Here is a 26,530-nt window from a genome sequence, read left to right on the forward strand (position 1 = left end):
GTTTGTAGCTGCAGGAATTTTCGAGGGTTGACTGTGAAGAACTGGTCCTTGCGCCACCGCATTCTGGCGAGTTTCGCCGTTGTCATTGCAATCATGCTGTTGATGGTCGTGGTCTCCTATTCACGTCTGCAGATCATCGAGACGAACGAAACCAAGGTGCGCACCGACAGCGTTCCGGGCGTGGTCTTCAGTTCCATGATCCGCAGCGCCTGGGTAGACAGCTACGTGTACACCCAACAACTGGTGGGCTTGAGCTATCAGCGCGAGTTGCTCACGGCCGACGTGGACCAGTACAAGAGCTTCGCCGAGCGCCTGACCCAGCAGATGGCCAATTACCGCAGCACCGTCCAGGACAGCGACGACCAGGCGGCCTTCGAAGAATTCGCGCGGATGCGCGTGACCTATGAAAAGACCTTGGCCGATGTGCTGGAGGCCTATCGACTGCGCAAGTTCAGTGAAGCCCAGCAGATGGCCATCGACGACCTCACGCCCGCCTGGGTGGCAGGTCGCAAGCAGCTCAATACCTTGATCGACCGCAATCGTGAAGCGGCCGAGAAAGCCACCAGCGCCATTGACGCTTCGGTCGCGGCGGCCAAGGTCAGCCTGGTGATTTCCCTGTTGGTGGCAATCATCGTTGCCGGTATCTGCGGGCTCTGGCTGCTGCGCACCATCATGGCGCCCATGCAGAAGATCGTGCGGATTCTCGAAGTGATGCGCACCGGTGACCTGAGCACGCGCCTGAGCCTGGCGCGCAAGGACGAGTTCAACGAGGTCGAACTGGGCTTCAACGACATGATGACCGAGCTCACCGCGCTGGTCGCCCAGGCGCAACGCTCCTCGGTGCAGGTCACCACCTCGGTGACCGAAATCGCGGCCACCTCCAAGCAGCAACAGGCCACGGCGACCGAGACTGCCGCAACCACCACCGAGATCGGCGCGACCTCCCGGGAAATCGCTGCCACGTCCCGTGATCTGGTGCGAACCATGGGTGAAGTCACCTCGGCGGCCGATCAGGCTTCCTCGCTGGCCGGCTCCGGCCAGCAGGGTCTGGCGCGCATGGAAGAAACCATGCACCAGGTGATGGGTGCCGCCGAATTGGTCAACGCCAAGCTGGCAATCCTCAACGAGAAGGCCGGCAACATCAATCAGGTAGTCGTGACCATCGTCAAGGTCGCCGACCAGACCAACCTGCTGTCGCTCAACGCGGCCATCGAAGCCGAGAAGGCGGGTGAATATGGTCGCGGTTTCGCCGTGGTCGCCACCGAAGTGCGCCGCCTCGCCGACCAGACCGCCGTGGCCACCTACGACATCGAGCAGATGGTGCGAGAGATCCAGTCGGCAGTGTCGGCCGGCGTCATGGGCATGGACAAGTTTTCCGAGGAAGTGCGCCGCGGCATGTTCGAAGTGCAGCAGGTCGGCGATCAGCTGTCGCAGATCATTGGCCAGGTCCAGGCCTTGGCGCCGCGCGTGCTCATGGTCAACGAAGGCATGCAGGCCCAGGCGACCGGTGCCGAACAGATCAACCACGCCCTGTCGCAGTTGGGCGATGCCAGCAGCCAGACGGTCGAATCCTTGCGTCAGGCCAGCTTTGCCATCGACGAGCTCAGCCAGGTCGCTACCGGCCTGCGCGGCGGCGTCTCGCGCTTCAAAGTCTGATGAACGCATTGCCGGTCACATCGCGCAGCAAGTTGTTCCTGTTGTTTCGCATTGCGCAGGAACGCTTCGCCCTGGATGCGCTGGAAGTCGCAGAGGTGCTGCCGCTGCTGCCGCTCAAACCGGTCGCGCATGCCCCGGCCTGGGTGGCCGGTGTGTTCGCCCATCGTGGCCGGGTGGTGCCGGTGCTGGACGTCAGCGCGCTGAGCTTCGGCGTGGCTGCCGTGCGGCGCACCAGCACGCGTCTGGTGCTGGTGCATTATCCGCACGAGCAGGCCGGCCCCGAGGCGCGCCTGGGGCTGATCGTCGAACACGCCAGCGAAACCCTTCGCTGTGACCCCAACGGTTTCAAACCCATGGGAGTGCATAACCGTGCCACGCCCTATCTGGGGCCGGTGCTCGAAGACAGCCAGGGGCTGTTGCAGTGGTTGCGGGTACAGGATCTGCTCGAACCGTCGGTGCGCGACTTGCTTTTCGCACCGCAGTTGGCGGCCTCCGTATTGGGTGAAACAGGGTGATGGGTGATGCATCGTGATGGGTGAAGAGCAGCGCTTCGTACGTTTTCTGCGTGAGCGCATCGGCCTGGACGTGGCCTCGGTAGGCCCGGCGCTGATCGAGCGCGCGGTCGCGCAGCGCAGCCAGGCTGCGCATGTCCGCGACCTGGATGCCTACTGGAAGCTGCTGCAGGGTTCGGCGGCCGAACAGCAGGCGCTGATCGAGGCGGTGATCGTCCCGGAAACCTGGTTCATGCGTTATCCCGAGTCCTTTGCCGCGCTGTGCAAGGTCGCCAAGGCGCGGCTCGCCGAACGGCCTGGCGTGGCGCTGCGCATCCTCAGCCTGCCGTGTTCCACTGGCGAGGAGCCGTACTCGATCGCCATGGCCTTGCTCGACGCCGGGCTGGCGCCGCAGCAATTCAGTGTGGACGGCGTGGACATCAGCCCCCTGTCGGTGGCCCGGGCAACGCGAGGGATCTATGGCCGCAATTCGTTTCGCGGCGCACCACTGACCTTTCGCGACCGCCATTTCGTGCCTGCGGACGAGGGGTATCTGCTCGATGCTCAGGTTCGGGCCCAGGTTCGCTTGCAGGTCGGTAACATTCTCGATCCGTTGCTGCTGGGCGGTGAACTGCCCTATGACTTCGTGTTCTGCCGCAACCTGCTCATCTATTTCGACCTGCCGACCCAGCAGCAGGTGTTCGAAGTGCTGAAGACATTCACCCGTGAAGACGGCGCGTTGTTCATCGGTCCTGCCGAAGGCAGCCTGCTGGCACGGTTGGGCATGCGCCCGATCGGTATTGCCCAGTCCTTCGCGTTCGTCCGCGATCGCCACGTCGCACCAACGCCCACGCCGCTGCCCCCGGCAACGGCGCGCCTGCAGATGCCGATCAAGTTGTTGCCCGAGCCGGGCAGGTTGCCCGTGCGAACGCGAACCCGCGCGCTGCCGGTGGCGAATGCCGCCGAGGCAGTGGCAAGCGATGGCGCCGGTCTGCTCGCGCAGATCGCCCGCTTGGCCAACGAAGGCAAGAGTGCCGAGGCGCAGGCCGCGTGCGACGCGTTCCTGCGCAGCCACGGTCCAGATCCCCAGGTGTTCTACTGGCTGGGCCTGCTCAGTGATGTCGGCGGCCAGGTGCTGCAGGCGCAGGGTTATTACCGCAAGGCGCTGTACCTAGACCCGCAGCACGCCGAGGCCCTGGCCCACCTGGCCATGCTGCTCACCGCCCAGGGCGACATTGCCGGGGCGCGGCGACTGCAGGAGCGCGCCGCACGCAACGACCGCCCGCATGTCCAGGAGCATAAGCGATGACCGCCCTGGACCTGATCGACAGCGACGCCCAGCAGATCGACGACTGCTGGAACCGTATTGGTATTCATGGCGACAAATCCTGCCCGTTGCTCGCCGAGCATATCCACTGCCGCAATTGCGCGGTGTACGCCTCGGCGGCCGTGCGCCTGCTGGACCGCTACGCGCTGGACCGCCAGCACGCGCCGATGCACTACAGCGAAACCCTGGGCCGGGTCGAAAGCAGGTCGCTGGTGCTGTTTCGCCTGGGCGATGAGTGGCTGGCGCTGGCCACCCGCTGCCTGGTCGAAGTGGCCCCGGTGCAGGCAGTGCATTCGCTGCCGCACCAGCGTTCGCGCGCCTTGCGCGGGGTCGCCAACGTGCGCGGCGCACTGGTGCCATGCCTGGCGTTGGAGGAACTGCTGGGCATCGACACCCAGCACGTCGCACCGGCCGCTTCGGCGCGGGTCATGCCACGCATGCTGATCATCGCCATAGACGGCGGCTCGGTGGTGGTACCGGTGGAAGAGGTGGATGGCATTCATCGGATCGACCTGGTCGAGCTCGAACAGGCGTCTACCGCCACCACCCAGGCGGGCGCCCGTTTCACTCAAGGGGTTCTGCCGTTTCGCCAGCGCAGTGTGCGCCTGCTCGATGACAAGGCGCTGCTGATCGCCATGAACCGGAGCCTGACATGACCCCGGAACAGATGCGCGACGCCTCGTTGCTGGAGCTGTTCAGCCTGGAAGCCGAGGCCCAGACCCAGGTGCTCAATGCCGGGCTGCTGGCCCTGGAACGCAATCCGACCCAGGCCGATCAACTGGAAGCGTGCATGCGCGCGGCCCACTCGCTCAAGGGTGCGGCACGCATCGTCGGCCTGGATGCCGGGGTGCGTGTGGCTCACGTGATGGAAGACTGCCTGGTCGCGGCGCAGGAGCGGCGTGTCTACCTGATGCCCGAACACATCGATGCGCTGCTGTTGGGCACCGACCTGCTGATGCGCGTCGGCACGCCCGGCCCTGGCGCACCGGGTACCCTCGATATCGATGCCTACGAGGCGCAGATGGCCGCGGTGATGGACCCGTTGGCGGCCGCGGCAGCGCAGGTACAGGTCAGCGTGCCCGTATCGGCCGTCCCGCTCGCGCCTGCCGAGCCGCCCATGGAGGTCGCGGCCGAGCCGCCTCGGGACATCGATCCGTCGCAAGCGATGCCCGGCCAGGACGACTCGGCCGCCGAACTACCTGCCAGCCGGGCGCGCCGGGTCAGCGATACCGGCGAGCGCGTGCTGCGGGTCACGGCGGAGCGTCTGAACAGCCTGCTGGACCTGTCGAGCAAGTCGCTGGTCGAAACCCAGCGCCTCAAGCCCTATCTGCTGACCATGCAGCGCCTCAAGCGCATGCAGGCGCAAAGCATCCGCGCGCTTGGCGGGCTTGCCGAACAATTGCAGCTCGAGGGCCACAGCGCAGAGGTACGCGACGCCCTGGCGCAGGCGCAGTCGCTGCTGGATCAGACCCAGCAGATGCTGCTGCAGCAGACCGCCGAACTGGACGATTTCGGCTGGCAGGCCAGCCAGCGCGCGCAGTTGCTGTACGACACGGCGCTGGCCTGCCGCATGCGCCCATTCGCCGACATGCTCGGTGGTCAGGAACGCATGGTCCGCGACCTCGGTCGTTCATTGGGCAAGCAGGTGCGCCTGGATATCGAAGGCGAGAAGACCCAGGTCGATCGCGACGTGCTGGAAAAGCTCGAAGCGCCCCTGACCCACTTGCTGCGCAACGCCGTCGACCACGGCATCGAAACCGCCGAGCAGCGATTGCTGGCCGGCAAGCCCGCCGAAGGTCGCGTGGTGCTGCGCGCTTCGCACCAGGCGGGCTTGCTGGTGGTGGAACTGAGCGACGACGGGGCGGGTGTCGACCTTGCCGCGCTGCGGCGCAGTATCGTCCAGCGCGGTTTGTCGGCCGCCGATACGGTGGAGCAGCTCAGTGAAGAAGAGCTGCTGAGCTTTCTGTTCCTGCCCGGCTTCAGCATGCGCGACACGGTAACCGAGGTCTCGGGCCGCGGCGTTGGCCTGGATGCGGTATTGCACCTGATTCGCCAGCTGCGTGGCTCGGTCGAACTGATTCAAGTGCCAGGGCAGGGCAGTCGCTTCCATATCGAGGTGCCGCTGACCCTGTCGGTGGTGCGCAGCCTGGCAGTGGAAGTGGGGGGCGAGGCCTATGCGTTTCCGCTGGCCCACATCGAACACACCATGGACCTGCCGGCCGAAGACATCATCCAGCTCGAGGGGCGCCAGCACTTCTGGTTCCAGAACCGCCATGTGGGGCTGGTTGCCGCCAGCCAGCTGCTGCAGAGGCCGGCCAGCCAGGGCGACGAAGCGAGCCTCAAAGTGGTGGTGATTCGCGACCGTGAAGCGATCTACGGCGTGGCCGTGGAACGCTTCATCGGCGAGCGCACGCTGGTGGTGCTGCCGCTGGACGCCCGCTTGGGCAAGGTCCAGGATATTTCCGCCGGTGCCTTGCTCGACAATGGTTCGGTGGTGCTGATCATCGACGTCGAAGACATGTTCCGCTCGGTGGAAAAGCTGCTCAATACCGGCCGCCTGGAGCGTATCGACAAGCGCAGCCAACAGGCCGAATCGGCTCGCAAGCGGGTACTGGTGGTGGATGATTCGCTCACCGTCCGCGAGCTGCAGCGCAAGCTGCTCAGCCATCGTGGCTATGACGTTGCGGTGGCCGTCGACGGCATGGATGGCTGGAACGCGTTGCGCAGCGAGGACTTCGACCTGCTGATCACCGACATCGACATGCCGCGCATGGACGGTATCGAATTGGTGACTCTGCTGCGCCGCGACACCCGCCTGCAATCGCTGCCGGTCATGGTGGTGTCCTACAAGGACCGGGAAGAGGACCGCCGCCGTGGCCTCGACGCCGGGGCCGATTATTATCTGGCCAAGGCCAGTTTCCACGACGATGCCTTGCTCGATGCGGTGGTTGAGTTGATCGGAGGAGCGCGGGGATGAGGATCGCCATCGTCAATGACATGCCCATGGCCGTGGAGGCGCTGCGTCGCGCGATCGCCTTCGAACCGTCCCATGACGTGGTATGGGTGGCCGCCAACGGTCGTGAGGCGGTCGAGCGCTGTCAGGCCGTGACTCCGGACCTGATCCTCATGGACCTGATCATGCCGGTCATGGACGGCGTGGAAGCCACCCGGCAGATCATGGCCAATACGCCCTGCGCCATCGTCATCGTCACCGTCGACCGCCAGCAGAACGTCCACCGCGTATTCGAGGCCATGGGCCATGGCGCCCTGGATGTGGTCGACACCCCTACACTGGGGGTGGGCGACGCTCGCGAAGCTGCAGCGCCGCTGCTGCGCAAGATCTTCAATATCGGCTGGCTGGTGGGCCAGCGCAGCCCGGCGGTGCGCAGCGAGTTGCCGCTGCCGCGCTCGGGCGGCGTGCGGCAGAAACTGGTGGCCATCGGTTCGTCGGCCGGCGGCCCGGCCGCGCTGGAAATCCTGCTCAAGGGGCTGCCACGCGATTACCCGGCGGCGATCGTGCTGGTCCAGCACGTGGACCAGGTGTTCGCCGCCGGAATGGCCGAGTGGCTGAGCAGCGCAGCCGGCTTGCCGGTGCGTCTGGCCCGCGACGGAGAAACGCCGTTGGCTGGCACTGTGCTACTGGCAGGCACCAATCATCATATTCGTCTGCTGAAAAATGGTACCTTAACCTACACGGCAGAACCGGTGGACGAGATCTACCGGCCCTCCATAGATGTTTTTTTCCGAAGCGTGGCGCAATTCTGGAATGGCGATGCAGTGGGCGTACTGCTCACCGGCATGGGCCGCGACGGCGCACAGGGCTTGAAGTCGATGCGTCAGCGCGGCTTCCTGACCATCGCGCAGGACCAGCAGAGCAGCGCTGTCTACGGAATGCCCAAAGCGGCGGCGGCCATTGACGCAGCTGTTGAAATTCGTCCGCTGGAGCGGATCGCACCCCGACTGATGGACGTATTTTCACGATGAACTCGAGCCACCGCGTAGGCAGTATCCAGGTGACAACGCATGATTGATCTACAGATCGAAGCCTTCAGGTCCAACGACAACAACAAGTCGATGGTACTTCTGGTGGACGACCAGGCCATGATCGGTGAAGCCATCCGTCGCAGTCTCAGCGACGAGGCCAACATCGACTTCCACTTTTGCGCCGATCCGCAGCAGGCCATCAACCAGGCCATGCGAATCAAGCCGACGGTGATCCTCCAGGACTTGATCATGCCGGGGCTCGACGGCCTGTCGCTGGTGCGTGACTATCGCAACCATCCGGCCACCCAGGACATCCCGATCATCGTGCTGTCGACCAAGGAAGACCCGCTGATCAAGAGCGCTGCCTTCGCCGCCGGCGCCAACGATTACCTGGTCAAGCTGCCCGACACCATCGAGCTGGTGGCGCGCATACGCTACCACTCCAAGTCGTACCTGACGCTGCTGCAGCGCGACGAAGCCTACCGTGCGCTGCGCGTGAGCCAGCAGCAACTGCTCGACACCAATTTGGTGCTGCAGCGGCTGATGAACTCCGATGGCCTGACCGCGCTGTCCAATCGTCGTCATTTCGACGAGTACCTGGAACTGGAATGGCGTCGCGCGATGCGTGACAAGACCCAGCTGTCGCTGTTGATGATCGACGTCGACTATTTCAAGTCCTATAACGACAACTTCGGCCACCTGGCAGGCGACGAAGCCTTGCGCCGCGTCGCCGACGCCATTCGCCATTCCAGCAACCGCTCCAGCGACCTGCCGGCGCGCTATGGCGGCGAAGAGTTCGCCCTGGTGCTGCCGGGTACCTCGCCTGGCGGCGCGCGGCTGGTTGCCGAGAAGCTGCGGCAGACCATTGCCGCCCTGAACATCCCCCACATCGCGCCCCAGGCCGATGCATGCCTGACGGTGAGCATCGGCCTGTCGACCATGACTCCGCAGCAGGGCAGCCATTGCCGCGAGCTGATCCTGGCCGCCGACAAGGGCCTGTATACGGCCAAGCATGCCGGGCGCAATCAGGTAGTGGTCGGGGATCAGGGCTAGGCCGCCCGATCTTCCAAAAAAAAAGCCCGTCCCCTGCTCGGCGGGCTGCTGTCATTGGCCGGCTGCGGTATACTCTCCGGCTTTTGACACGTTACGCACGAGAGCTGCCCGCCATGGAAATCAACCCGATCCTTAACAGCATCAAGGACCTGTCCGAGCGCTCCGAAACCATTCGGGGGTATCTTTGACTACGATCAAAAGCATGAGCGTCTGACCGAAGTCAATCGCGAGCTTGAAGATCCCGCTGTCTGGAACAACCCTGCCTACGCCCAGGAACTGGGCCGCGAGCGTTCGCTGCTGGCGCAGATCGTCGACACCCTCGATGAAATGAACGCCGGCCTCGGCGATGCCCGCGACCTGCTGCAAATGGCGGCCGAAGAAGAAGACCAGAGCGCCGTCGACGACGTGTCCGCCGAAGTCGAGCGCCTGCGTGCCCAGCTCGAGAAGCTGGAATTCCGCCGCATGTTCAGCGGCGAGATGGACGCCAACAACGCCTACCTGGACATCCAGGCCGGTTCCGGCGGCACCGAAGCCCAGGACTGGGCCAACATCCTGCTGCGCATGTACCTGCGCTGGGCGGACAAGCGCGGTTTCGACACCACCATCATGGAGCTGTCGGCCGGTGAAGTCGCCGGTATCAAGGGCGCCACCCTGCACATCAAGGGCGAGTACGCCTTTGGCTGGCTGCGCACCGAAATCGGTGTCCACCGCCTGGTGCGCAAAAGCCCGTTCGACTCCGGCAACCGTCGCCACACCTCGTTCTCGGCCGTGTTCGTCTCGCCGGAAATCGATGACAACATCGAAATCGACATCAACCCGGCCGACCTGCGCATCGACACCTACCGCTCCTCCGGTGCCGGCGGCCAGCACGTCAACACCACCGACTCGGCGGTGCGTATCACCCACGTTCCGACCAACACCGTGGTCAGCTGTCAGAACGAACGTTCGCAGCATGCCAACAAAGACACGGCAATGAAGATGTTGCGTGCGCGCCTGTACGAACAGGAAGTACAGAAGCGCAATGCCGCCTCGCAGGCGATGGAAGACAGCAAGTCGGACATCGGCTGGGGTCACCAGATTCGCTCTTATGTGCTCGACGCTTCGCGGATCAAGGATCTGCGTACCAACATCGAACGCAGCGACTGCGACAAGGTGCTCGACGGCGACATCGACGAATACCTCGAAGCCAGCTTGAAACAAGGGCTGTAACACCGCCTGGCAGGCTGGCGCAGCAATTGCGTCGGCCTGCCACGGCTGGCCTGCCCGCGATCCCGGCGCCGTAGTCGGGAGCAACGAACCCGTGATGGAAAATCCAAGACATGAGCGACCAACAACCCGACCCGCAAGACCTGCAACAGGAAGAGAACAGCCTGATCGCCCTGCGCAAGGAAAAGCTTGCTGCCGTGCGTGCCCAGGGCCAGGCCTTCCCCAACGATTTTCGTCGCGACAACTATGCAGGCGACTTGCAGAAGCAGTACGCCGACAAGACCAAGGAAGCGCTCGCCGAAGCGGCGATTCCGGTCAAGGTCGCCGGTCGCATCATGCTCAACCGTGGCTCGTTCATGGTGATCCAGGACATGACCGGGCGGATCCAGGTCTACGTCAATCGCAAGACCCTGCCCGAAGAAACCCTGGCTCAGGTGAAAACCTGGGACATGGGCGACATCATCGCGGCTGAAGGCACCCTGGCCCGTTCCGGCAAGGGCGACCTGTACGTCGAAATGACCAGCGTACGCCTGCTGACCAAGTCGCTGCGCCCGCTGCCCGACAAGCACCATGGCCTGGTCGATACCGAGCAGCGCTACCGTCAGCGCTATGTCGACCTGATCGTCAACGAGGAGGTGCGCGACACCTTCCGTGTGCGCTCCCAGGTCATCGCCCACATTCGCAGCTTCCTGGCCAAGCGCGACTTCCTCGAAGTCGAAACGCCGATGCTGCAGACCATTCCCGGCGGCGCTGCGGCCAAGCCGTTCGAAACCCACCACAATGCCCTGGACATGGAAATGTTCCTGCGCATCGCCCCGGAGCTGTACCTCAAGCGCCTGGTGGTCGGTGGCTTCGAAAAGGTCTTCGAGATCAATCGCAACTTCCGTAACGAAGGCGTTTCGACCCGGCACAACCCCGAGTTCACCATGCTCGAGTTCTACCAGGCCTACGCCGACTACGAAGACAACATGGACCTCACCGAAGAGCTGTTCCGTGAGCTGGCCCAGTTGGTACTGGGCAGCACCGACGTGCCCTACGGCGACAAGGTGTTCCATTTCGGCGAGCCGTTCGTACGCCTGTCGGTGTTCGACTCGATCCTCAAGTACAACCCCGAGCTGACGGCAGACGACCTCAACGATGTCGACAAGGCGCGTGCCATTGCCAAGAAGGCCGGCGCCAAGGTGCTGGGGTTCGAAGGCCTGGGCAAGCTGCAGGTGATGATTTTCGAAGAACTGGTCGAGCACAAGCTCGAGCAGCCGCACTTCATCACCCAGTATCCGTTCGAGGTGTCGCCACTGGCGCGCCGCAACGACGACAACCCCAACGTCACCGATCGCTTCGAGTTGTTCATCGGTGGCCGCGAGATCGCCAACGCCTATTCCGAGCTCAATGACGCCGAAGACCAGGCCGCACGCTTCATGGCCCAGGTGGCGGACAAGGATGCCGGCGACGACGAAGCCATGCACTACGACGCCGATTTCGTTCGGGCGCTCGAATACGGCATGCCGCCGACGGCTGGGGAGGGTATCGGTATCGATCGCCTGGTCATGCTGCTGACCGATTCGCCTTCGATCCGCGATGTGATCCTGTTCCCGCACATGCGACCACAAGCCTGACGGTCGTTGATCAGCCGCCCCATGGGGCGGCTTTTTTATGAGCGCAGATCAGCGGTGTCATTGCCGGCCCCGACGCGGCTTGCGCCGCTGCTACAGGGATTGCGATCTCACGCCGTCGTTACAGGCGATTACGCTATCGTGTAGCAGCGGCGCAAGCCGCGTCGGCACCCACTCCCACTCACTCAAAGGATACGAGCAGTGATCCCAGCCACACCCAGACAGGGAGCCGCCAGCGTTGCCTCGACGCTCGCCCGCAACGTCCAGTATCAAGGCCGCAAGGCCAGCCGACAGGGCAGCGAACTGCGCCGCCAGGAAATCCTCGACGCAGCCATGCGCATCGTCGTGCGCGATGGGGTGCGGGGTGTGCGCCATCGCGCCGTGGCCACCGAAGCCGGGGTGCCGCTGTCGGCTACTACCTACTACTTCAAGGACATCGATGACCTGCTCAACGATGCCTTCGCCCAGTACGTCGAGCGCAGCGCCGTGTTCATGGCCAAGCTGTGGAGCAACACCGAAGAGCTGCTGCGCGCCCTGATCGCCCGCGGCGACGGCAGCCCCCAGGCCCGCGCTGCCCTGGCCGACGAAATCGCCCGCCTGACCGCCGACTACGTCATGCATCAGCTGCAGACCCGTCGCGACCAATTGATTGCCGAGCAGGCTTTCCGCCAGGAAGCGTTGCTCAACCCGCGCCTGGCCGAACTGGTGCTGGCGCATCAGGACATTCTGCTGCAGGGCGGGCGGCAGATGCTCGAGGTGCTTGGCTCGCGCGAACCGTCGCAGGACGCACAGGTGTTGACGGCGATTATCGGCCGGATGGAATATCAGGGTCTGCTGGCCAGTGCCCCTGCCGATGCCGACCGTGAAATGCTCGGCATCCTTACCCGTTTCATGCAGTGGGTACTGAGCTGAGCCCCATGCAGTGAGAGGTCCGCTGCCGGCGGGCCGAGCCAGAACGAGGAGCAGTACGGTGGACGAGTATCAGCAGACGATTCGAGACCTGTCCGACCGCATCGTGCACGCGCAGACGCCGATCCGCGTGCTTGATGCGGTGAAATGGGACGACTCCATTCGTCACGGCTTTCTGCAGGCGGGCGGCAAGCAGATGCCTGCGGTCGACCGCGATTATTACCAGAACCGCGCACTGGGCTTCGACTCCAGTGCGGTCAAACTGGAATTCCAGAACATCGAGCGCGACATCACCCGTCAGCTCGGCCAGTTCAACCCGGTCGGGCAGATCATGCGGCGCATGTGCAAGGAGTACCGCATGGTGGTGCGCATGCTCGAGGCGCGTGGCACCGAGGACTTCGGCCTGATCTCGCAGGAGCTGTACGGCGCCGCGTCGGATGCGTTTCATGCCGGCGATCCGACCCTGGCCGACCTCGGCCTGATGCTCTCCGATTACCTGAACAACATTGCCGGGCGTGGCGATCTCAAGGACGAAGCCAAGACCCTGACCGCCAAGGATGCAGTGAACATGCTGCAAGGGCGCCTGAACCGTGTGTTCGGCGAAACCGAGGGCACCATCCGCGTGTTCGAATCCGATGGCATCGTCGCCGACGCTGCCGCAGGGGCGGACTACATCAAGATCCGCAGCGATGCCATGTTCAACGAGCGCGATGTGCGCGCCCTCGAGGTGCACGAGGGCCTGGTCCATGTTGCCACCACCCTCAATGGCCAGAACCAGCCGATCTGCACCTTCCTGTCCAAGGGTCCGCCGTCGTCCACCGTGACCCAGGAAGGCTTGGCGATCCTGATGGAAGTGATCGCCTTCGCTTCCTACCCCAGCCGCCTGCGCAAGCTGACCAATCGCACGCGCGCGATCCACATGGTCGAGGAGGGCGCCGACTTCCTGCAGGTGTTCGAATTCTTTCGCGAAGAAGGCTTCGAGATGCCCGAGGCCTATGGCAACGCCAGCCGCGTGTTCCGCGGCTCGACCCCGACCGGTCTGCCGTTCACCAAGGATTTGTCGTACCTCAAAGGCTTCATCATGGTCTACAACTACATTCAGCTGGCTGTGCGCAAGGGCAAGCTGGAACAGGTGCCGCTGCTGTTCTGTGGCAAGACCACCCTGGAGGACATGCGCACCCTGCGCCAGCTGGTCGACGAAGGATTGGTGACGCCGCCCAAGTACCTGCCCGAACAGTTCCGCGACATGAATGCACTGTCCGCCTGGATGTGCTTCTCGAACTTCCTCAATCACCTGAGCCTGGACCGAATTGAAGCCGACTACTCGAACATCCTCTGACCTGCCGACGCAGCTGCATCGCCCCCCTGTAGCAGCGGCGCGAGCCGCGTCCGGGCGTTGCACATGAAGGCCTGCCTGTCGCGACGCTCGCCGACATTGCTGCATCGCCCCCCTGTAGCAGCGGCGCGAGCCGCGTCCGGGCGTTGCACATGAAAGCCTGCCTATCGCGACGCCTGCCAGCGCTGCTGCTACTGACCGCGGTACTGAGTGGCTGCAGCTCATTATTGTTCTACCCCGAGCGGGGTTTGCCGTTCACCCCGGAAAAAGCCGGGCTGGGCTTCGAGGACGTCAACCTCACGGCCGCCGACGGTACCCGATTGCACGGGTGGTGGCTGCCTGCCAAGCCCGGTGTCGAGGTCAAGGGCACCGTGCTGCACCTGCACGGCAACGGCGGCAACCTCGCCTGGCATCTGGGCGGCAGCTGGTGGTTGCCCGAGCAGGGCTATCAGGTGCTGATGCTCGACTACCGTGGCTACGGGATGTCCGGGGGGTCGCCCAGCCTGCCGGCGATCTACCAGGACATCGACGCCGCGTTCGCCTGGCTGGCGAGCAAGCCTGAGGTGCAGGCCAAGCCGTTGGTCCTGCTGGGGCAAAGCCTGGGCGGCGCCATGGCCGTGCACTACCTGGCCGAACGCCCCAGGCAACGCCAGCGCCTGCAGGCGCTGGTGCTCGATGGCGTCCCTGCCAGTTACCGCGCCGTTGGCCAGTACGCACTGAGCACATCCTGGCTGACCTGGCCACTGCAGGTGCCGCTGTCCTGGCTGGTGCCCGATAGCGACAGTGCGATCCGCTCCATCGCCCAGCTCGAGGGCACACCGGCGCTGCTCTTCCAGAGCATGGACGACTCTATCGTGCCGTTGGCCAACGGTATCGCGCTGTACCAGCAGGCACCGCTGCCGCGAGTCCTGCAACTGACCCGTGGGGGACACGTGCAGACGTTCGCCGACCCTACCTGGCGCCAGGTCATGCTGCGCTACCTGGACGACCCGCAGCATTTCAATGGCCTGCGTCGTCTGGGCGAGATTCCCAACTACCCAGCGCCCGCTGCGGACAAATGAAAACGCCCCGGTGATCACTCACCGGGGCGTTCGATTACAGCGCGAGGATCAACGCATCGACGAGCGTGGAGCCACTGGCTGGTTGTCGTTGGAAATGGTCACTTCCACGCGGCGGTTCTGGGCGCGGCCCGAGTTGCTGGTGTTGTCGGCAACCGGGTATTCCTTGCCATAGCCCTGGGCGACGACGCGCGAAGGCTCGACGCCAGCACGAACCAGTGCGGCCATTACCGAAGTAGCGCGACGCTCGGACAGGCTCTGGTTGTAGGCAGCCGAACCGGTGCTGTCGGTGTAGCCTTCGACGATGACCTTGCGATCAGGGTTTTCCTGAAGGAACTGGGCCAGCTTGGCCACGTTGACGAACGCGGACGATTTCAGCTCGGCTTTGTTCAGGTCGAACAGCACATCACCAAAGGTCACCAGGGTGCCGCGGTCAGTCTGCTTGGCGTTCAGGCTTTCCTGAAGCTTCTTGATCTGAGCGTCGCGGGCATCCAGGCGAGCCTGAGCGCGCTGGGCAGCCGCGCCTTTGAGGTTTTCCTCGGCGCTGCGCAGGGCGATGGTCTGCTTGGCCACTTCAACGCGCTGGTTGGTCAGGTAGGCCAGTTGATCGACTTTCTTCGCGTCGGCGTCGTCGCGGAAGGCTTTGTCAGCCTTGTCCAGCCACTCCGACGCGTCCTTGGTTTCCAGGGCCGCCAGTTGTACCGACTTGGGGTTGGTCTGCAGGGACGAGAAATTGGTCCGCGCCTGTTCCAGGTTAGGGTTCGGCGGAGTGGAGCAAGCTGCCAGGCCAACGCTGAGAGCCAACAGAGCAGGAACCATCAATTGTTTACGCATAATCTTCATCCTTTATTCGAGTTCAAGTCGCGATGGGCAGCTTACTGAACGCTGCGGCCGGCTTCGTCACGCAGGTCCTGTACACCCTGCTTGGAGTCTTGCAGGGCCTTGGCGGCTTTGCCGGCCTGGGCCTTGCGCTCGGCCAGACGTGCGTCCCACTCGGCCTGTTCGGCCAGCATCTTGGCTTTCTCGTAGTTCTTGTCGTGCATGGCGATTTCCGCCTGCTTGAACTTGTCCTGCGCCGCTTTCATTTCGACGGCAGCGTATTCGGTACCGCCAGCGCTAACGGCGCTGTTCACGGCCGACTCGGTCACAGCGTACTGTTCGGTCGGTGGCTTGCCGGCGCAGCCAGCCAGGACGAAGGTGGTACCCAGTGCCAGGGCAGCCAGTTTCAGCCCGCGCAGAGGGTTGGACGAGGTTTTGGCAGTACGGGTATTCATGGCTTTCAACTCCATTGGATAGCTCCTGAAAAACATCAAAATCCATGACAGTCGAACGTTTCGCGCGCCTGGGTCAAGCCCGGCGACTCACTGACGCCGCTGGCTGTAATGGTTAAACGTTGGGACACAAGAGAATTTTGAATAGTTCAGAAATTTGTCCGAATGGGTGGTTTTTTTCTGACGCCGTGGGTTTGGCACCATGAAAAAAGCCGTGATACGGAGGTCGACCACATACCGTGTCGACAGCTGCCTGGAACTCGACTAGGACTCCGCGCCCAGCTGGGTAGCAAAGCTCTCGACCGCGCCTAGCACGCGCTTCGCACCGTCCTGAATTTCGGTGATGACCGTGCCTGCCTGGTTCGCCAGTTGCAGGCCAGACTCGGCTTTGTGTTTGCCGGCGCCGATGGTGGCTACTGCACCGGTGGCCAGTTTCTGGTTCTGCTGCACCACGCTCTCGATCTCTGCAGTGGCTTGGGTCGTGCGCGATGCCAGCTGCCGGACTTCATCGGCGACGACTGCAAAACCGCGACCCTGTTCACCGGCTCGCGCAGCTTCGATAGCGGCATTCAACGCCAGCAGATTGGTTTGCGCGGCGATTCCGCTGATCGTCTTGATGATGTTGGAAATGACCTGGCTCTGCTCGTCCAGCGCCTCGATGCCTTCGGCGGCGCTTTGCATATGATGAGCCAGATCTTTCATCACTTCGACCGTCTCACGCACGACTTGCGCCCCGCGCAGTGCAGTTTCATCCGTGCGCACCGACGTGTCGTACGCCACCGTGGCGGCTTCGGCGATGGCTATTTCACGCTCTACCATCTCGGTAATGACGGTAGCGACCTTCACCACCTTGTAGACTTTGCCATTGCCATCGCGGACCGGGTTGTAGGACGCTTCGAGCCACACATCCCGGCCCTTGCTGTCGATGCGTTTGAAGCGCTGGGCAACGAACTCCCCCCGGCGCAGCCGATCCCAGAACGCCTGGTATTCGCTGGAGTCGGCGATGTCGCTGCTGCAGAACAGCCGGTGGTGCTTGCCCTTTACCTGCTCCAGGCGATAGCCCATCGCCTGCAGAAACAGGTCGTTGGCGGTGAGCACGTGCCCGCCGAGGTCGAACTCGATCACCGCAGTAGAGCGCAACAGTGCCTGGATGAAGTTCTCGTGGGCGCGAGAGGTTTCGATGGTATTGGTCAGGTCGCTTGCGTAGCAGGAGAACTTGAGCAACGTGCCGTCGGTGGCGCGTACAGGGTGCATGATGACGCGCAGCCAGGTTTCGCCGCCGTCCTTGCGCAACAGCCGCCAGGCGCCACAGAAATGTTCGCCCTGCCGGATCGCGGTCCGCACCCGCGCATAGTGCGGGTCGCTGCGCACCTGTTCGGCAACGAGGCTTTCCAGCGGTTTGCCCGCCAGCTCGTCATTGCGGTATTGCAGCACTTCCTCGAAGTTGGCATTCACGCCGAGAATGCACCCGCGAGGGTCGAGCCTCAGGTGGATGGTTTCTTCGTCCAGGCCCTGACGGATCTGCCTGACCATTGCCACTTCCTCACGCAAGGCGGCCATTTCGTTTTTCATGCGTTTGAAAGAGAACATGTGGCAGGCCTCGGGTAGGGGAAGGGCACCTAGATTATCGACCGCGCAGAACCATACTTAAGGCCAAGGTGCTCGCGAACCGACCGCGCATTCGTCGCGATGAAACGCCCGGGCATGAAAAACCCGGCGCGCAGGCCGGGCTTTTCGAGGCATCGTGGATCAATGCAGCGAAGCGCGGCTCCTGACCGGCTGGTTGTCGTTGGAAATGGTCACCTCTACCCGGCGATTCTGTGTCCGACCCGAGGCGTCGCCGTTGCTGGCAACCGGGTAGGCCATACCCAGCCCCTGAGCCACGATACGTTCGGCACCCACGCCCGTACGCACCAGCTGCACCATGACGGCATTGGCGCGTCGCTGTGACAGGGTCTGGTTGAAGGAAGCCGAACCCGTGCTGTCGGTATGCCCTTCGACGATGACCTTGCGGTCCGGGTTGTCGCGCAGGAACTGCGCCAGGCGGCCTATGTTGTCGTAGGCATTGGCGCGCAGCTCGGCTTGCCCCACTTCGAACAGCACATCGCCGAAGGTCACCAGGCTTCCGCGCTCGGTCTGTGCCACGGCCATCACTTCGGCTGCGGGCTGCTTGGCATTGAGGCTTTCCTGCAGTTTCTTGATCTGCGCATCGCGAGCTTCCAGGCGGGCCTGCGCACGCAGCGCGGCGACACCCTGGATCGCGTGCTCGGCCGTGCGCAGTTCGATGGTGTGCTTGGCAACTTCGACACGCTGATTGCTCAGGTAGGCCAGATGACCCACGTGCTCATCGGCCTCGTTGGCGCGAGCGGCCGCTTCGGCGCGCTCCAGCCAGTCGGCGGCGTCCTTGGTCTCCAGGGCGGCCAACTGTACCGACTTGGGGTTGCCCTGCAGGCCGGCGAAGTTGGCCTGGGCCTGCACCAGTTGTGGGTTGGGGGTCTTGGAGCAGGCAGCCAGCAGTACGAACAGCGCCGACAGGGCGGGGAACTTGAATGTGTTGTTCACGGTATTTTCCTGAATCTTGAAAGAAGAACGCGAAGGCCAGGCTCAAGAAGCAGCGCGCAGGCCTTCCTCGCGCAGGTCCTGGACGCCCTGGCGGGCATCGTCGACGGCGCGGCGAGCCTTGGCGGCCTGAGCCTTGCGCTCGGCCACACGGGCATCCCACTCAGCCTGCTCGGCGAGGCGCCGGGCTTCATCGTGGTGCTTGCGGTGCAGGGCGATTTCAGCGTTCTTGAGTTTGTCCTGGGCGGACTTCATTTCGATGGCGGCGAACTCGGTGCCACCGGCGCTCACCGCCGCATTGACGGCCGACCGGCTCAGCGCATATTGCTCGACCGGTGCGTTGCTGGCACAGCCTGTCAGCACGACACCGGCAGCAAGGCATACAAGGGCTGTTTTCAAAGGGCCGAAAGACGACCTTACGCTGGATGTATTCACGCGATAGTGCTCCATTGGACAGCGATTGATTGCTTCGTCCGCTATCCGCGACGCGCCGGAGTGGGCCTGTCGCTGGGATGCGCTGCGGACGGATCGGTGGCCATTACCCGGCTCTTTTTTTCGAGTCTACAATCGCTATGGAACACTATCCTATTGATTTATATGGTTTTATACGTGGAGGCCTGGTTTTTTTTCTGACCATTTGACCCGGCGCGTTATGGGTGTAGGAATATTCTTAAAGTTAATAGTCCATGTTCAGTCTGGAGTGTCATCCGCATTGTGTTTCAAGCGCCCAAGGTGTTCACGCGACAGCGCCAGGAAACGCGGCGTCGCGCCGATGTCTTCGTACATCGGGTCGCCTTCTTCGTCGGTAGCGATGACCTTGGTCCCCTTGACGTAGGGAAAGCTGCCTTCGAGTTCTTCGAGTGCCGCACCGATCAGTTCGCCCAGCAGTTCCTGAGCATGGTGCTTGGGGTACATCTGGGTCAGGGCCGCCAGGCGTGCGGCCGACTCCATGTCCAGATGTATGTTGATACCCGTGTCGGTCAGTCGGCCCTTGGCGTTCTGTTCCCAATGCTCGGCCAGTTCATGAATCTTCATATATACCTCTTGCCCAGGTTGTTCACGCCCCCGTCCACCACGCTTGTCAGCCTCGGCTCGGCTGGGGCACTCTTTACTGTACAGCCGTCGTTGCATGGCAGTAGTTGTTGCGTACCAGTAGTTTGTAGAGCCATTTTTCCCGTGCTTGTTCAGTGGCCATGGCGATCGAATCACCGGTCGCGCCGCGCGGGCTGGAAGGGCACACCGTTTCCAAGCAATGGAGAAAATGCCGATGTCCGATATCGATCTGCGCCTGCGCGAAGACGTGCACCTGCTGGGTGAATTGCTGGGCAATACCATCCGCGAGCAGTACGGCGACGCCTTTCTGGAAAAGATCGAGCGCATACGGCGTGGCGCCAAGGCAGACCGTCGGGCTGATCCGGCCGGTGATGCGGTCAGCGCCGAACTGCGCTCCAGCCTGGACGACCTCGGTGAGCAAGAGCTGCTACCCGTGGCCCGCGCCTTCAACCAATTCCTCAACCTGGCCAATATCTGCGAGCAATACCAACTGATCCGCCGTCGTGACGAGGGCCAGCCCGAACCTTTCGAAAACCTTGCCCTGGGCGAGCTGCTGGGGCGGTTGAAAAGCGCCGGGCACAGCCCTGAAGCCTTGGCGCAGCAGTTGCTGGCGCTGGATATCGAGCTGGTGTTGACCGCGCACCCCACCGAAGTGGCTCGCCGCACGCTGATCCAGAAATACGACGCCATCGCTGCGCAGTTGGCCTTGCATGACCACCGCGATCTCACCACCGCCGAGCGCAACGCGGTGCGCGAGCGCCTGCAGCGGTTGATCGCCGAGGCCTGGCACACCGAAGAAATCCGTCGTACCCGACCCACGCCTGTGGATGAGGCCAAGTGGGGTTTCGCGGTCATCGAAAATTCGCTGTGGCAAGCGGTGCCCAACCACCTGCGCAAGGTCGACGCGGCATTGCAGGCCGCCACCGGCCAACGCCTGCCGTTGGGCGCTGCACCCATACACTTCGCTTCGTGGATGGGCGGCGACCGCGACGGCAATCCGAACGTGACAGCCAAGGTTACTCGCGAAGTGCTGCTGCTGGCGCGCTGGATGGCGGCGGATCTGTTTCTGCGCGATGTCGACCAATTGGCCGCCGATCTGTCCATGCAGCAGGCCAGTGCGCCGCTCATGGCCCAGGCGTCCGACAGCCGCGAACCCTATCGCGCCGTGCTCAAGCAACTGCGCGAACGCCTGCGGGCCACGCGCAACTGGGCCCATGCCTCGCTGCCGGGCGATCAGCCCGGCGATGACCAGGTGCTGCAGGACAATCGCGAGCTGATCGAGCCGTTGCAGCTGTGCTTCGACTCACTGCACGCCTGCGGCATGGGCGTGATCGCCGATGGAGCGCTGCTGGACTGCCTGCGCCGCGCCGTGACCTTCGGCCTGTTTCTGGTGCGCCTCGACGTGCGTCAGGATTCGACCCGCCATCGCGCAGCGTTGAGCGAGATCACCGAGTACCTGGGGTTGGGTCGCTATGCCGACTGGGACGAAGAGGCGCGGGTCGAATTCCTCGTGCGCGAGCTCGCCAATCGCCGGCCGTTGCTGCCGGCCTGCTTCGAACCCAGCGAAGACACTGCCGAAGTGCTGGCTACCTGCCGCGAGGTAGCGGCCGCGCCGGCTGCGTCGCTGGGCTCCTACGTGATCTCCATGGCGGGCGCCGCCTCCGACGTGCTGGCGGTGCAGCTTCTGCTCAAGGAGTCCGGGCTGCGTCGATCGATGCGCGTGGTGCCGCTGTTCGAAACCTTGGCCGACCTCGACAATGCCGGCCCGGTGCTGGAGCGCCTGCTGAAGCTGCCTGACTACCGCAGCTCGCTGCAGGGTCCGCAGGAGGTGATGATCGGCTACTCCGATTCGGCCAAGGATGCCGGGACCACCGCCGCCGCATGGGCGCAGTACCGGGCCCAGGAAACCCTGGTGAACATTTGCCAGGCGCACGGCGTCGAGCTGTTGCTGTTCCATGGTCGCGGCGGCACCGTCGGCCGTGGCGGCGGTCCGGCCCATGCGGCCATTCTGTCGCAGCCACCAGGCTCGGTGGCGGGGCGCTTCCGCACCACCGAACAGGGCGAAATGATCCGCTTCAAGTTCGGCCTGCCGGACATCGCCGAGCAAAATCTCAACCTGTATGTCGCCGCCGTGCTGGAAGCCACCGTGCTGCCTCCGCCGCTGCCCGAGCCTGCCTGGCGCACCGTGATGGACGAGTTGGCGGAGCAGGGCGTCAAGGCCTATCGGCAGGTGGTGCGCGAGAACCCGCACTTCGTCGAGTACTTCCGCCAGGCCACGCCCGAACAGGAGCTTGGTCGTTTGCCACTGGGCAGCCGTCCGGCCAAGCGCCGGCAGGGCGGCATCGAAAGCCTGCGCGCCATTCCGTGGATCTTCGGCTGGACCCAGACGCGGTTGATGCTGCCCGCCTGGCTGGGCTGGGAGGCGGCCCTGGGCGCAGCGCTGGCGCGTGGCCAGGCTGCGCAACTGGCTTCGATGCGCGCCCACTGGCCGTTCTTCCGCACGCGCATCGACATGCTCGAGATGGTGCTGGCCAAGGCCGATGCCGAGATTGCGGCGCTGTACGACGTGCGGCTGGTCGAACCCGAGCTGCAGCCATTGGGCGCGCAACTGCGCGACCTATTGTCGCAGTGTTGCGCGGCCGTGCTGGGCCTGACCGGGCAGACTCACCTGCTTGCGCACAGCCCGACGACCCTGGAGTTCTTCAGCCTGCGCAACACCTACCTGGATCCGTTGCATCAGTTGCAGGCCGAACTGCTGAAACGCTCGCGCGCCCGCGAAGCGGCGCTGGACAGCCCTCTGGAACAGGCCCTGCTGGTCACCGTGGCAGGCATCGCCGCCGGGTTGCGCAATACCGGTTGAGGCTGGCGGTCGATCGGTGCAGCCGGGCAGCTGTCAGCTCGGGTGCAACCGATTGGCGGTGATACCCGGTACAACCCCTGCAGGATGCCGTCCTCGGGGGCAGGTGCCTGCGACTTTCGGTGGCTTGTGTGCCCCGTGCCCGCTGTGTATCTTGATCAGCCTTTGGCCATCTTGCGGCCATCATTTTTCTTGGGAAGGGCTTCTGCCGTCAGCGCGGCGGAAGCAGATTCGACGACTATCTATAAAAATCGAGAGGAGCACATCGATGCGCGTGATTCTGCTGGGAGCTCCCGGGGCCGGTAAAGGTACTCAGGCAAAATTCATCACCGAAAAATTCGGTATCCCGCAAATTTCCACGGGCGACATGCTCCGTGCTGCCGTCAAGGCCGGTAGCGAACTGGGCGTGCTGGCCAAGAGCGTCATGGACAGCGGTGGCCTGGTGTCCGACGACCTGATCATTGCCCTGGTCAAGGAGCGCATTGCCCAGCCCGACTGTGCCAACGGCTTCCTCTTCGATGGCTTCCCGCGCACCATTCCGCAGGCCGAAGCGCTGGTCACCAACGGTGTGGAGCTCGACCACGTTCTGGAAATCGCCGTCGACGACGAAGAGATCGTTCAGCGTATCGCCGGCCGTCGGGTCCATGAGGCATCGGGCCGGGTCTATCACACTGTCTACAATCCACCGCGCGAGGCGGGCAAGGATGACGTGACCGGTGAGGCGCTGGTGCAGCGCAAGGACGACACCGAGGAAACCGTGCGTCATCGCCTCTCGGTCTACCACTCGCAGACCAAGCCCTTGGTGGCCTTCTACAACGAACTGGCGGCTGCCCATGGCAAGCCCAAGTGCAGCCACGTCGAAGGCGTCGGTTCGGTCGCCGACATCACCGCCAAGGTGCTTGCCGCACTGAGCTGAGTGCTGGCATCCAGACGCGTGGCACCCACACACTGGGTGTCGGCCACTGCCTTGCCATGAACGGCCCGCTTGCGGGCCGTAGTTGTCTATAATCGCCTATTCCCCCTTGCCTGGACCCTTTCGATGACCACCCTGCTGGCCCTGGACACTGCCACTGAAGCCTGTTCCGTTGCGTTGCTGCACGATGGCAAGGTGTCGAGCCACTATGAAGTGATCCCGCGCCTTCACGCGCAGAAGCTGCTGCCGATGATCAAGACCTTGCTGGCCGAAGCGGGGGTAGCGCTGACGGCCGTCGATGCGATCGCTTTCGGGCGCGGCCCGGGCGCTTTCACCGGGGTGCGCATCGCGGTGGGGGTGGTCCAGGGCCTGGCGTTCGGTCTGGATCGTCCCGTGTTGCCAGTGTCCAACCTGGCCCTGCTGGCGCAGCGCGCCTGGCGCGAGCATGGCGTCGGCCAGGTAGCGGCCGCGATCGACGCGCGCATGGACGAGGTGTACTGGGGTTGTTATCGGGAGCACGCGGGAGAAATGCGCCTGCAGGGTGAGGAGGGGGTATTCGCTCCCGAACGGGCCCTGCTGCCGGCCCAGGCCTCTGGCGAATGGTTCGGCGCGGGCACCGGCTGGACCTATGCCGAGCGGATCGCTGTGCCCATCGTAGGGCGTGATGCCGATCTGCTGCCCCATGCGCAAGACCTGCTCGAGCTTGCACGGTTTGCCTGGGCGCGTGGCGAAGGCTTGCCCGCCGATGGCGCCCAGCCGGTCTATCTGCGTGACAACGTTGCCACACCGAAGAAGTCGCCGTTGTAGTACGCTTCGTCGGCGTTCAAGCCTGTAGTGCGCATTTCATCGGCATAATCTGCCATGAAGATAAAACTTTGCCGCAATTTGTGGTCTAGTGGTTACCTGGGTCACTGCAGGACATTGTGGCGGCTTGTTTCGACGATCGAGTGAATCTGATGCGTATCGATGGTGTTTCCTCCCAGCCTTATCCAATCAAGCGCAAGCCGCTTGCGGACAAGGCGCGGGTGCAGGAAACCCTCGACGATATCGAAGGCGAGTTCGAGGTTCCTGCGCAACCTACGCCCCAGCGCTCCCGCGCGCGTGGCACCAGCGTGCCGGCCCGCCAGCAGGACATGATCTTCCCCCGCTCGATGAGCCGGCGTGCGGCCGACGCGCTGGGCATGTACCTGAGCACCCAGGGTTTCGTCGAGTGGGACAATGAAGTCCTGGGCCTGGATGTGCATATCTGACTGTGCCCAGCCTGCCTTATTTCATCGGCTGTCCGTCGTGGAGCGAAAACGCCTGGCGCGGGGATTTCTATCCGCAAGACGCGCGTCCGCCGGATTTCCTGGCTCTCTATGCCCAGCAGTTCAACGCTGTGGAAGGCAACACCACGTTCTACGCACGGCCGGCGCCCAATACCGTGGAACGCTGGGCTGCAAGCATGCCGTCCGATTTTCGCTTCACGGCCAAACTGCCGCGCGACATCAGCCATGGTGGCGATCTGCGCGAGCAACTGGGAGTGGCTGAGGATTTTTGTCGGCTGCTCGCGCCGCTCGGCGATCGGGTGGCGCCGTTGTGGTTGCAGCTGCCTGCATCGTTCGCGCCCTGGCGGCTGCCGGAATTGATCGGCTTCATCGACGTCCTGCAGCGGCCCATCGCTGTGGAGGTACGCCACGGCGCATTCTTCGCTCGCGGTGACGAGGAACGACTGCTCAACAATCTGCTGCGCGAACGCAATGTCGAACGCATCTGTCTGGATCCGCGTGCGCTGTTCAGTTGTGTTTCCGACGCGCCTGCCGTGCTTCATGCCCAGTCCAAGAAGCCGCGGGTGCCACCCCGCCCAGCGGCGTTCAGCCACAGCCCGCAGGTGCGTTTCATCGGCCACCCGCAGTTGCAGGCGAATGAGCCTTTTCTGACCCCCTGGGTGGAGAAGATCGCCACCTGGATCGAAGAGGGCCGCACCCCCTACATTTTCCTGCACACGGCCGACAACTTGCTCGCGCCCGCGCTGGCCCGGCGTTTCCACGAGCGTTTGATGGAACGTTTGCCAGGCTTGCCGGCCTTAATGGAACTGCCTCGGGAGCCACAGACGGCGCAACTCGGCCTGCTCTGACGCGGTTTTCCCGCAAGTACCGTTCAGCCACGCCAAGCAGGAGCCTGTGTGCCGAAATTGCTGATCATTCTGCTGCTTCTGGCCGCCGCGCCCGTTGCCGTGTGGCGAGGTTGGGTCGAGGTGCCCGATCGCTGGAATCCCTGGGCCCCGCTGGATATCGCCGAACCGGTGAATTTCCTTACCCGCTACAAGCTCGGCAAGTTACAGAATGATCCACAGCTGTGTGTGCAGGCTCTGGCAACTTCCACCGTGCGCTATAGCGTTCAGGCCGACAGCCCGGCCGATGCCAAGTGCCCGTTGGTGAACGTGTTGCGCGTGCAGGGCAGCGAGGTCAGGTTGAGCAGCAGTTTCCTCGCCACCTGCCCAGTGGTGGTGGCGTTCGCCATGTTCGAGCGCCAGGCCCTGCAGCCGGCAGCGCAGGCGACGTTCGGTCAGGCAGTAACGCAGGTGGATCACCTGGGCAGTTTTGCCTGCCGCAATGTCTATGGTCGCAGTGAAGGACGTCTGAGCCAGCATGCCAGCGCCAACGCGCTGGACATCGCCGGGTTTCGTCTGGCCGACGGACGTCGTATCAACGTGCTCAAGGATTGGCCTGGCGACAGCGCCAACGCGCGCTTCCTGCGCCAGGTACGCGACGGCGCCTGCAAGCATTTCAATACCGTGCTGGGCCCCGAGTACAACGCCGCCCACCGCAACCATTTTCACCTCGACATGGGCCGCTGGAGCGTGTGTCGCTGATTCATTTCCGGCCACCGCGGTGAACCCGGACGCGGCTTGCGCCGCTGCTACAGGGCATGGGCTGGCTGAACGCCGCACGCGGCTTGCGCCGCTGCTACAGGGCATGGGCTGGCTGAACGCCGGACGCGGCTTGCGCCGCTGCTACAGGGCCTGGGTTGGCTGAACGCCGGACGCGGCTTGCGCCGCTGCTACAGGGCATGGGCTGGCTGAACGCCGCACGCGGCTTGCGCCGCTGCTACAGGGCATGGGCTGGCTGAACGCCGGACGCGGCTTGCGCCGCTGCTACAGGGCCTGGGTTGGCTGAACGCCGGACGCGGCTTGCGCCGCTGCCATATGGCTGCCGGTGTGGGCCTCTGTAGCAGCGACGCGAGCCGCGTCGGCGGTGCGCGC

General features: G+C 63.8%; 24 protein-coding genes and 1 pseudogene. 18 read left to right on the plus strand and 7 right to left on the minus strand.

Annotation, left to right across the window (positions count from 1 at the left end; all coding sequences use genetic code 11):
• Positions 1 to 33 precede the first annotated feature (33 nt).
• The 12 genes from IFT80_RS14245 to IFT80_RS14300 all read left to right on the plus strand — a co-directional run bounded on the left by IFT80_RS14245 (position 34) and on the right by IFT80_RS14300 (position 14,636).
• On the plus strand, positions 34 to 1,656 hold the full coding sequence (locus IFT80_RS14245; RefSeq protein ID WP_192137763.1) for a methyl-accepting chemotaxis protein: 1,623 nt from the start codon (positions 34 to 36) through the stop codon (positions 1,654 to 1,656).
• The gene (locus tag IFT80_RS14250) at positions 1,656 to 2,171 is read left to right on the plus strand and encodes a chemotaxis protein CheW (protein WP_185795066.1); all 516 of its coding nucleotides are present in this window, start codon (positions 1,656 to 1,658) and stop codon (positions 2,169 to 2,171) included. Before IFT80_RS14245 ends, IFT80_RS14250 begins: the two co-directional genes overlap by 1 nt.
• Before the next feature lie 16 nt (positions 2,172 to 2,187).
• Positions 2,188 to 3,456, plus strand: a complete 1,269-nt coding sequence (locus IFT80_RS14255; RefSeq protein WP_192102591.1) for a CheR family methyltransferase — start codon at positions 2,188 to 2,190, stop codon at positions 3,454 to 3,456.
• Complete coding sequence (locus IFT80_RS14260; RefSeq protein ID WP_122795255.1) at positions 3,453 to 4,130, plus strand: chemotaxis protein CheW; 678 nt, start codon at positions 3,453 to 3,455, stop codon at positions 4,128 to 4,130. Before IFT80_RS14255 ends, IFT80_RS14260 begins: the two co-directional genes overlap by 4 nt.
• Positions 4,127 to 6,451, plus strand: a complete 2,325-nt coding sequence (locus IFT80_RS14265) for a hybrid sensor histidine kinase/response regulator (RefSeq protein ID WP_192102590.1) — start codon at positions 4,127 to 4,129, stop codon at positions 6,449 to 6,451. Before IFT80_RS14260 ends, IFT80_RS14265 begins: the two co-directional genes overlap by 4 nt.
• Positions 6,448 to 7,458, plus strand: a complete 1,011-nt coding sequence (gene cheB, locus IFT80_RS14270) for a chemotaxis response regulator protein-glutamate methylesterase (protein ID WP_185795068.1) — start codon at positions 6,448 to 6,450, stop codon at positions 7,456 to 7,458. Before IFT80_RS14265 ends, cheB begins: the two co-directional genes overlap by 4 nt.
• A 39-nt stretch (positions 7,459 to 7,497) precedes the next feature.
• Positions 7,498 to 8,511: a diguanylate cyclase gene (locus IFT80_RS14275; RefSeq protein WP_122475057.1), complete on the plus strand. Its 1,014-nt coding sequence runs from the start codon at positions 7,498 to 7,500 to the stop codon at positions 8,509 to 8,511.
• A 113-nt stretch (positions 8,512 to 8,624) separates the two neighbouring features.
• Positions 8,625 to 9,720 (plus strand): peptide chain release factor 2 gene (gene prfB / locus IFT80_RS14280; protein ID WP_122475055.1). Its coding sequence is split into 2 segments (ribosomal slippage): positions 8,625 to 8,696 and positions 8,698 to 9,720, totalling 1,095 coding nucleotides; the frame shifts between segments, so codons are not numbered across the junction.
• 110 nt (positions 9,721 to 9,830) lie between these two features.
• Positions 9,831 to 11,333 (plus strand): lysine--tRNA ligase, encoded by a 1,503-nt coding sequence (lysS, locus tag IFT80_RS14285; RefSeq protein WP_185795069.1) that lies wholly within the window; start codon positions 9,831 to 9,833, stop codon positions 11,331 to 11,333.
• Positions 11,334 to 11,531: 198 nt separating this feature from the next.
• The gene (locus IFT80_RS14290; protein ID WP_185795070.1) at positions 11,532 to 12,242 is read left to right on the plus strand and encodes a TetR/AcrR family transcriptional regulator; all 711 of its coding nucleotides are present in this window, start codon (positions 11,532 to 11,534) and stop codon (positions 12,240 to 12,242) included.
• A gap of 58 nt (positions 12,243 to 12,300) precedes the next feature.
• Positions 12,301 to 13,578 (plus strand): flavohemoglobin expression-modulating QEGLA motif protein, encoded by a 1,278-nt coding sequence (locus tag IFT80_RS14295; RefSeq protein ID WP_122475052.1) that lies wholly within the window; start codon positions 12,301 to 12,303, stop codon positions 13,576 to 13,578.
• Positions 13,579 to 13,727: 149 nt separating this feature from the next.
• Positions 13,728 to 14,636: an alpha/beta hydrolase gene (locus tag IFT80_RS14300; protein WP_192137764.1), complete on the plus strand. Its 909-nt coding sequence runs from the start codon at positions 13,728 to 13,730 to the stop codon at positions 14,634 to 14,636.
• 48 nt (positions 14,637 to 14,684) lie between these two features.
• Here the strand turns inward: IFT80_RS14300 and IFT80_RS14305 are convergent, their stop codons facing one another.
• The 7 genes and pseudogenes from IFT80_RS14305 to IFT80_RS14330 form a co-directional block, all read right to left on the minus strand.
• Positions 14,685 to 15,467, minus strand: coding sequence for an OmpA family protein (locus tag IFT80_RS14305; RefSeq protein ID WP_122475048.1), 783 nt, complete (start codon positions 15,465 to 15,467; stop codon positions 14,685 to 14,687).
• A 41-nt stretch (positions 15,468 to 15,508) separates the two neighbouring features.
• Positions 15,509 to 15,922 (minus strand): DUF4398 domain-containing protein, encoded by a 414-nt coding sequence (locus IFT80_RS14310; RefSeq protein ID WP_122475046.1) that lies wholly within the window; start codon positions 15,920 to 15,922, stop codon positions 15,509 to 15,511.
• A 246-nt stretch (positions 15,923 to 16,168) separates the two neighbouring features.
• Complete coding sequence (locus tag IFT80_RS21895) at positions 16,169 to 16,723, minus strand: methyl-accepting chemotaxis protein (RefSeq protein WP_446730996.1); 555 nt, start codon at positions 16,721 to 16,723, stop codon at positions 16,169 to 16,171.
• A pseudogene (locus IFT80_RS21900) lies at positions 16,721 to 17,494 on the minus strand (PAS domain-containing protein); the annotation flags it as partial. The pseudogene IFT80_RS21900 and the gene IFT80_RS21895, both read right to left, overlap by 3 nt.
• A 159-nt stretch (positions 17,495 to 17,653) precedes the next feature.
• Positions 17,654 to 18,466, minus strand: coding sequence for an OmpA family protein (locus tag IFT80_RS14320; RefSeq protein ID WP_122475042.1), 813 nt, complete (start codon positions 18,464 to 18,466; stop codon positions 17,654 to 17,656).
• 42 nt (positions 18,467 to 18,508) lie between these two features.
• Positions 18,509 to 18,913, minus strand: a complete 405-nt coding sequence (locus tag IFT80_RS14325; RefSeq protein ID WP_185795075.1) for a DUF4398 domain-containing protein — start codon at positions 18,911 to 18,913, stop codon at positions 18,509 to 18,511.
• Between the two features lie 240 nt (positions 18,914 to 19,153).
• A complete protein-coding gene (locus tag IFT80_RS14330; RefSeq protein ID WP_192058681.1) occupies positions 19,154 to 19,498 on the minus strand; it encodes a pilin assembly protein in 345 nt (114 codons plus the stop codon).
• Between the two features lie 232 nt (positions 19,499 to 19,730).
• Between IFT80_RS14330 and ppc the strand changes: the two genes are divergently transcribed.
• The 6 genes from ppc (at position 19,731) to IFT80_RS14360 (ending at position 26,140) form a co-directional block, all read left to right on the plus strand.
• The gene (gene ppc, locus IFT80_RS14335; protein WP_192137765.1) at positions 19,731 to 22,376 is read left to right on the plus strand and encodes a phosphoenolpyruvate carboxylase; all 2,646 of its coding nucleotides are present in this window, start codon (positions 19,731 to 19,733) and stop codon (positions 22,374 to 22,376) included.
• A 265-nt stretch (positions 22,377 to 22,641) separates the two neighbouring features.
• A complete protein-coding gene (gene adk, locus IFT80_RS14340) occupies positions 22,642 to 23,289 on the plus strand; it encodes an adenylate kinase (protein ID WP_122475034.1) in 648 nt (215 codons plus the stop codon).
• 123 nt (positions 23,290 to 23,412) lie between these two features.
• Positions 23,413 to 24,093, plus strand: a complete 681-nt coding sequence (gene tsaB, locus IFT80_RS14345; RefSeq protein ID WP_122475032.1) for a tRNA (adenosine(37)-N6)-threonylcarbamoyltransferase complex dimerization subunit type 1 TsaB — start codon at positions 23,413 to 23,415, stop codon at positions 24,091 to 24,093.
• Between the two features lie 149 nt (positions 24,094 to 24,242).
• Positions 24,243 to 24,536, plus strand: a complete 294-nt coding sequence (locus IFT80_RS14350; RefSeq protein ID WP_192058689.1) for a hypothetical protein — start codon at positions 24,243 to 24,245, stop codon at positions 24,534 to 24,536.
• Positions 24,533 to 25,402, plus strand: coding sequence for a DUF72 domain-containing protein (locus IFT80_RS14355; RefSeq protein ID WP_192137778.1), 870 nt, complete (start codon positions 24,533 to 24,535; stop codon positions 25,400 to 25,402). Before IFT80_RS14350 ends, IFT80_RS14355 begins: the two co-directional genes overlap by 4 nt.
• 48 nt (positions 25,403 to 25,450) lie before the next feature.
• Positions 25,451 to 26,140 carry an extensin family protein gene (locus IFT80_RS14360; protein WP_122475028.1) on the plus strand — a complete coding sequence of 230 codons (690 nt, stop codon included), beginning with the start codon at positions 25,451 to 25,453 and terminating at the stop codon, positions 26,138 to 26,140.
• Positions 26,141 to 26,530: the final 390 nt, after the last annotated feature.

It is taken from the genome of Pseudomonas sp. CFBP 8771 (genome assembly GCF_014841695.1).
In the GTDB taxonomy this organism is placed as follows: domain Bacteria; phylum Pseudomonadota; class Gammaproteobacteria; order Pseudomonadales; family Pseudomonadaceae; genus Aquipseudomonas; species Aquipseudomonas baltica.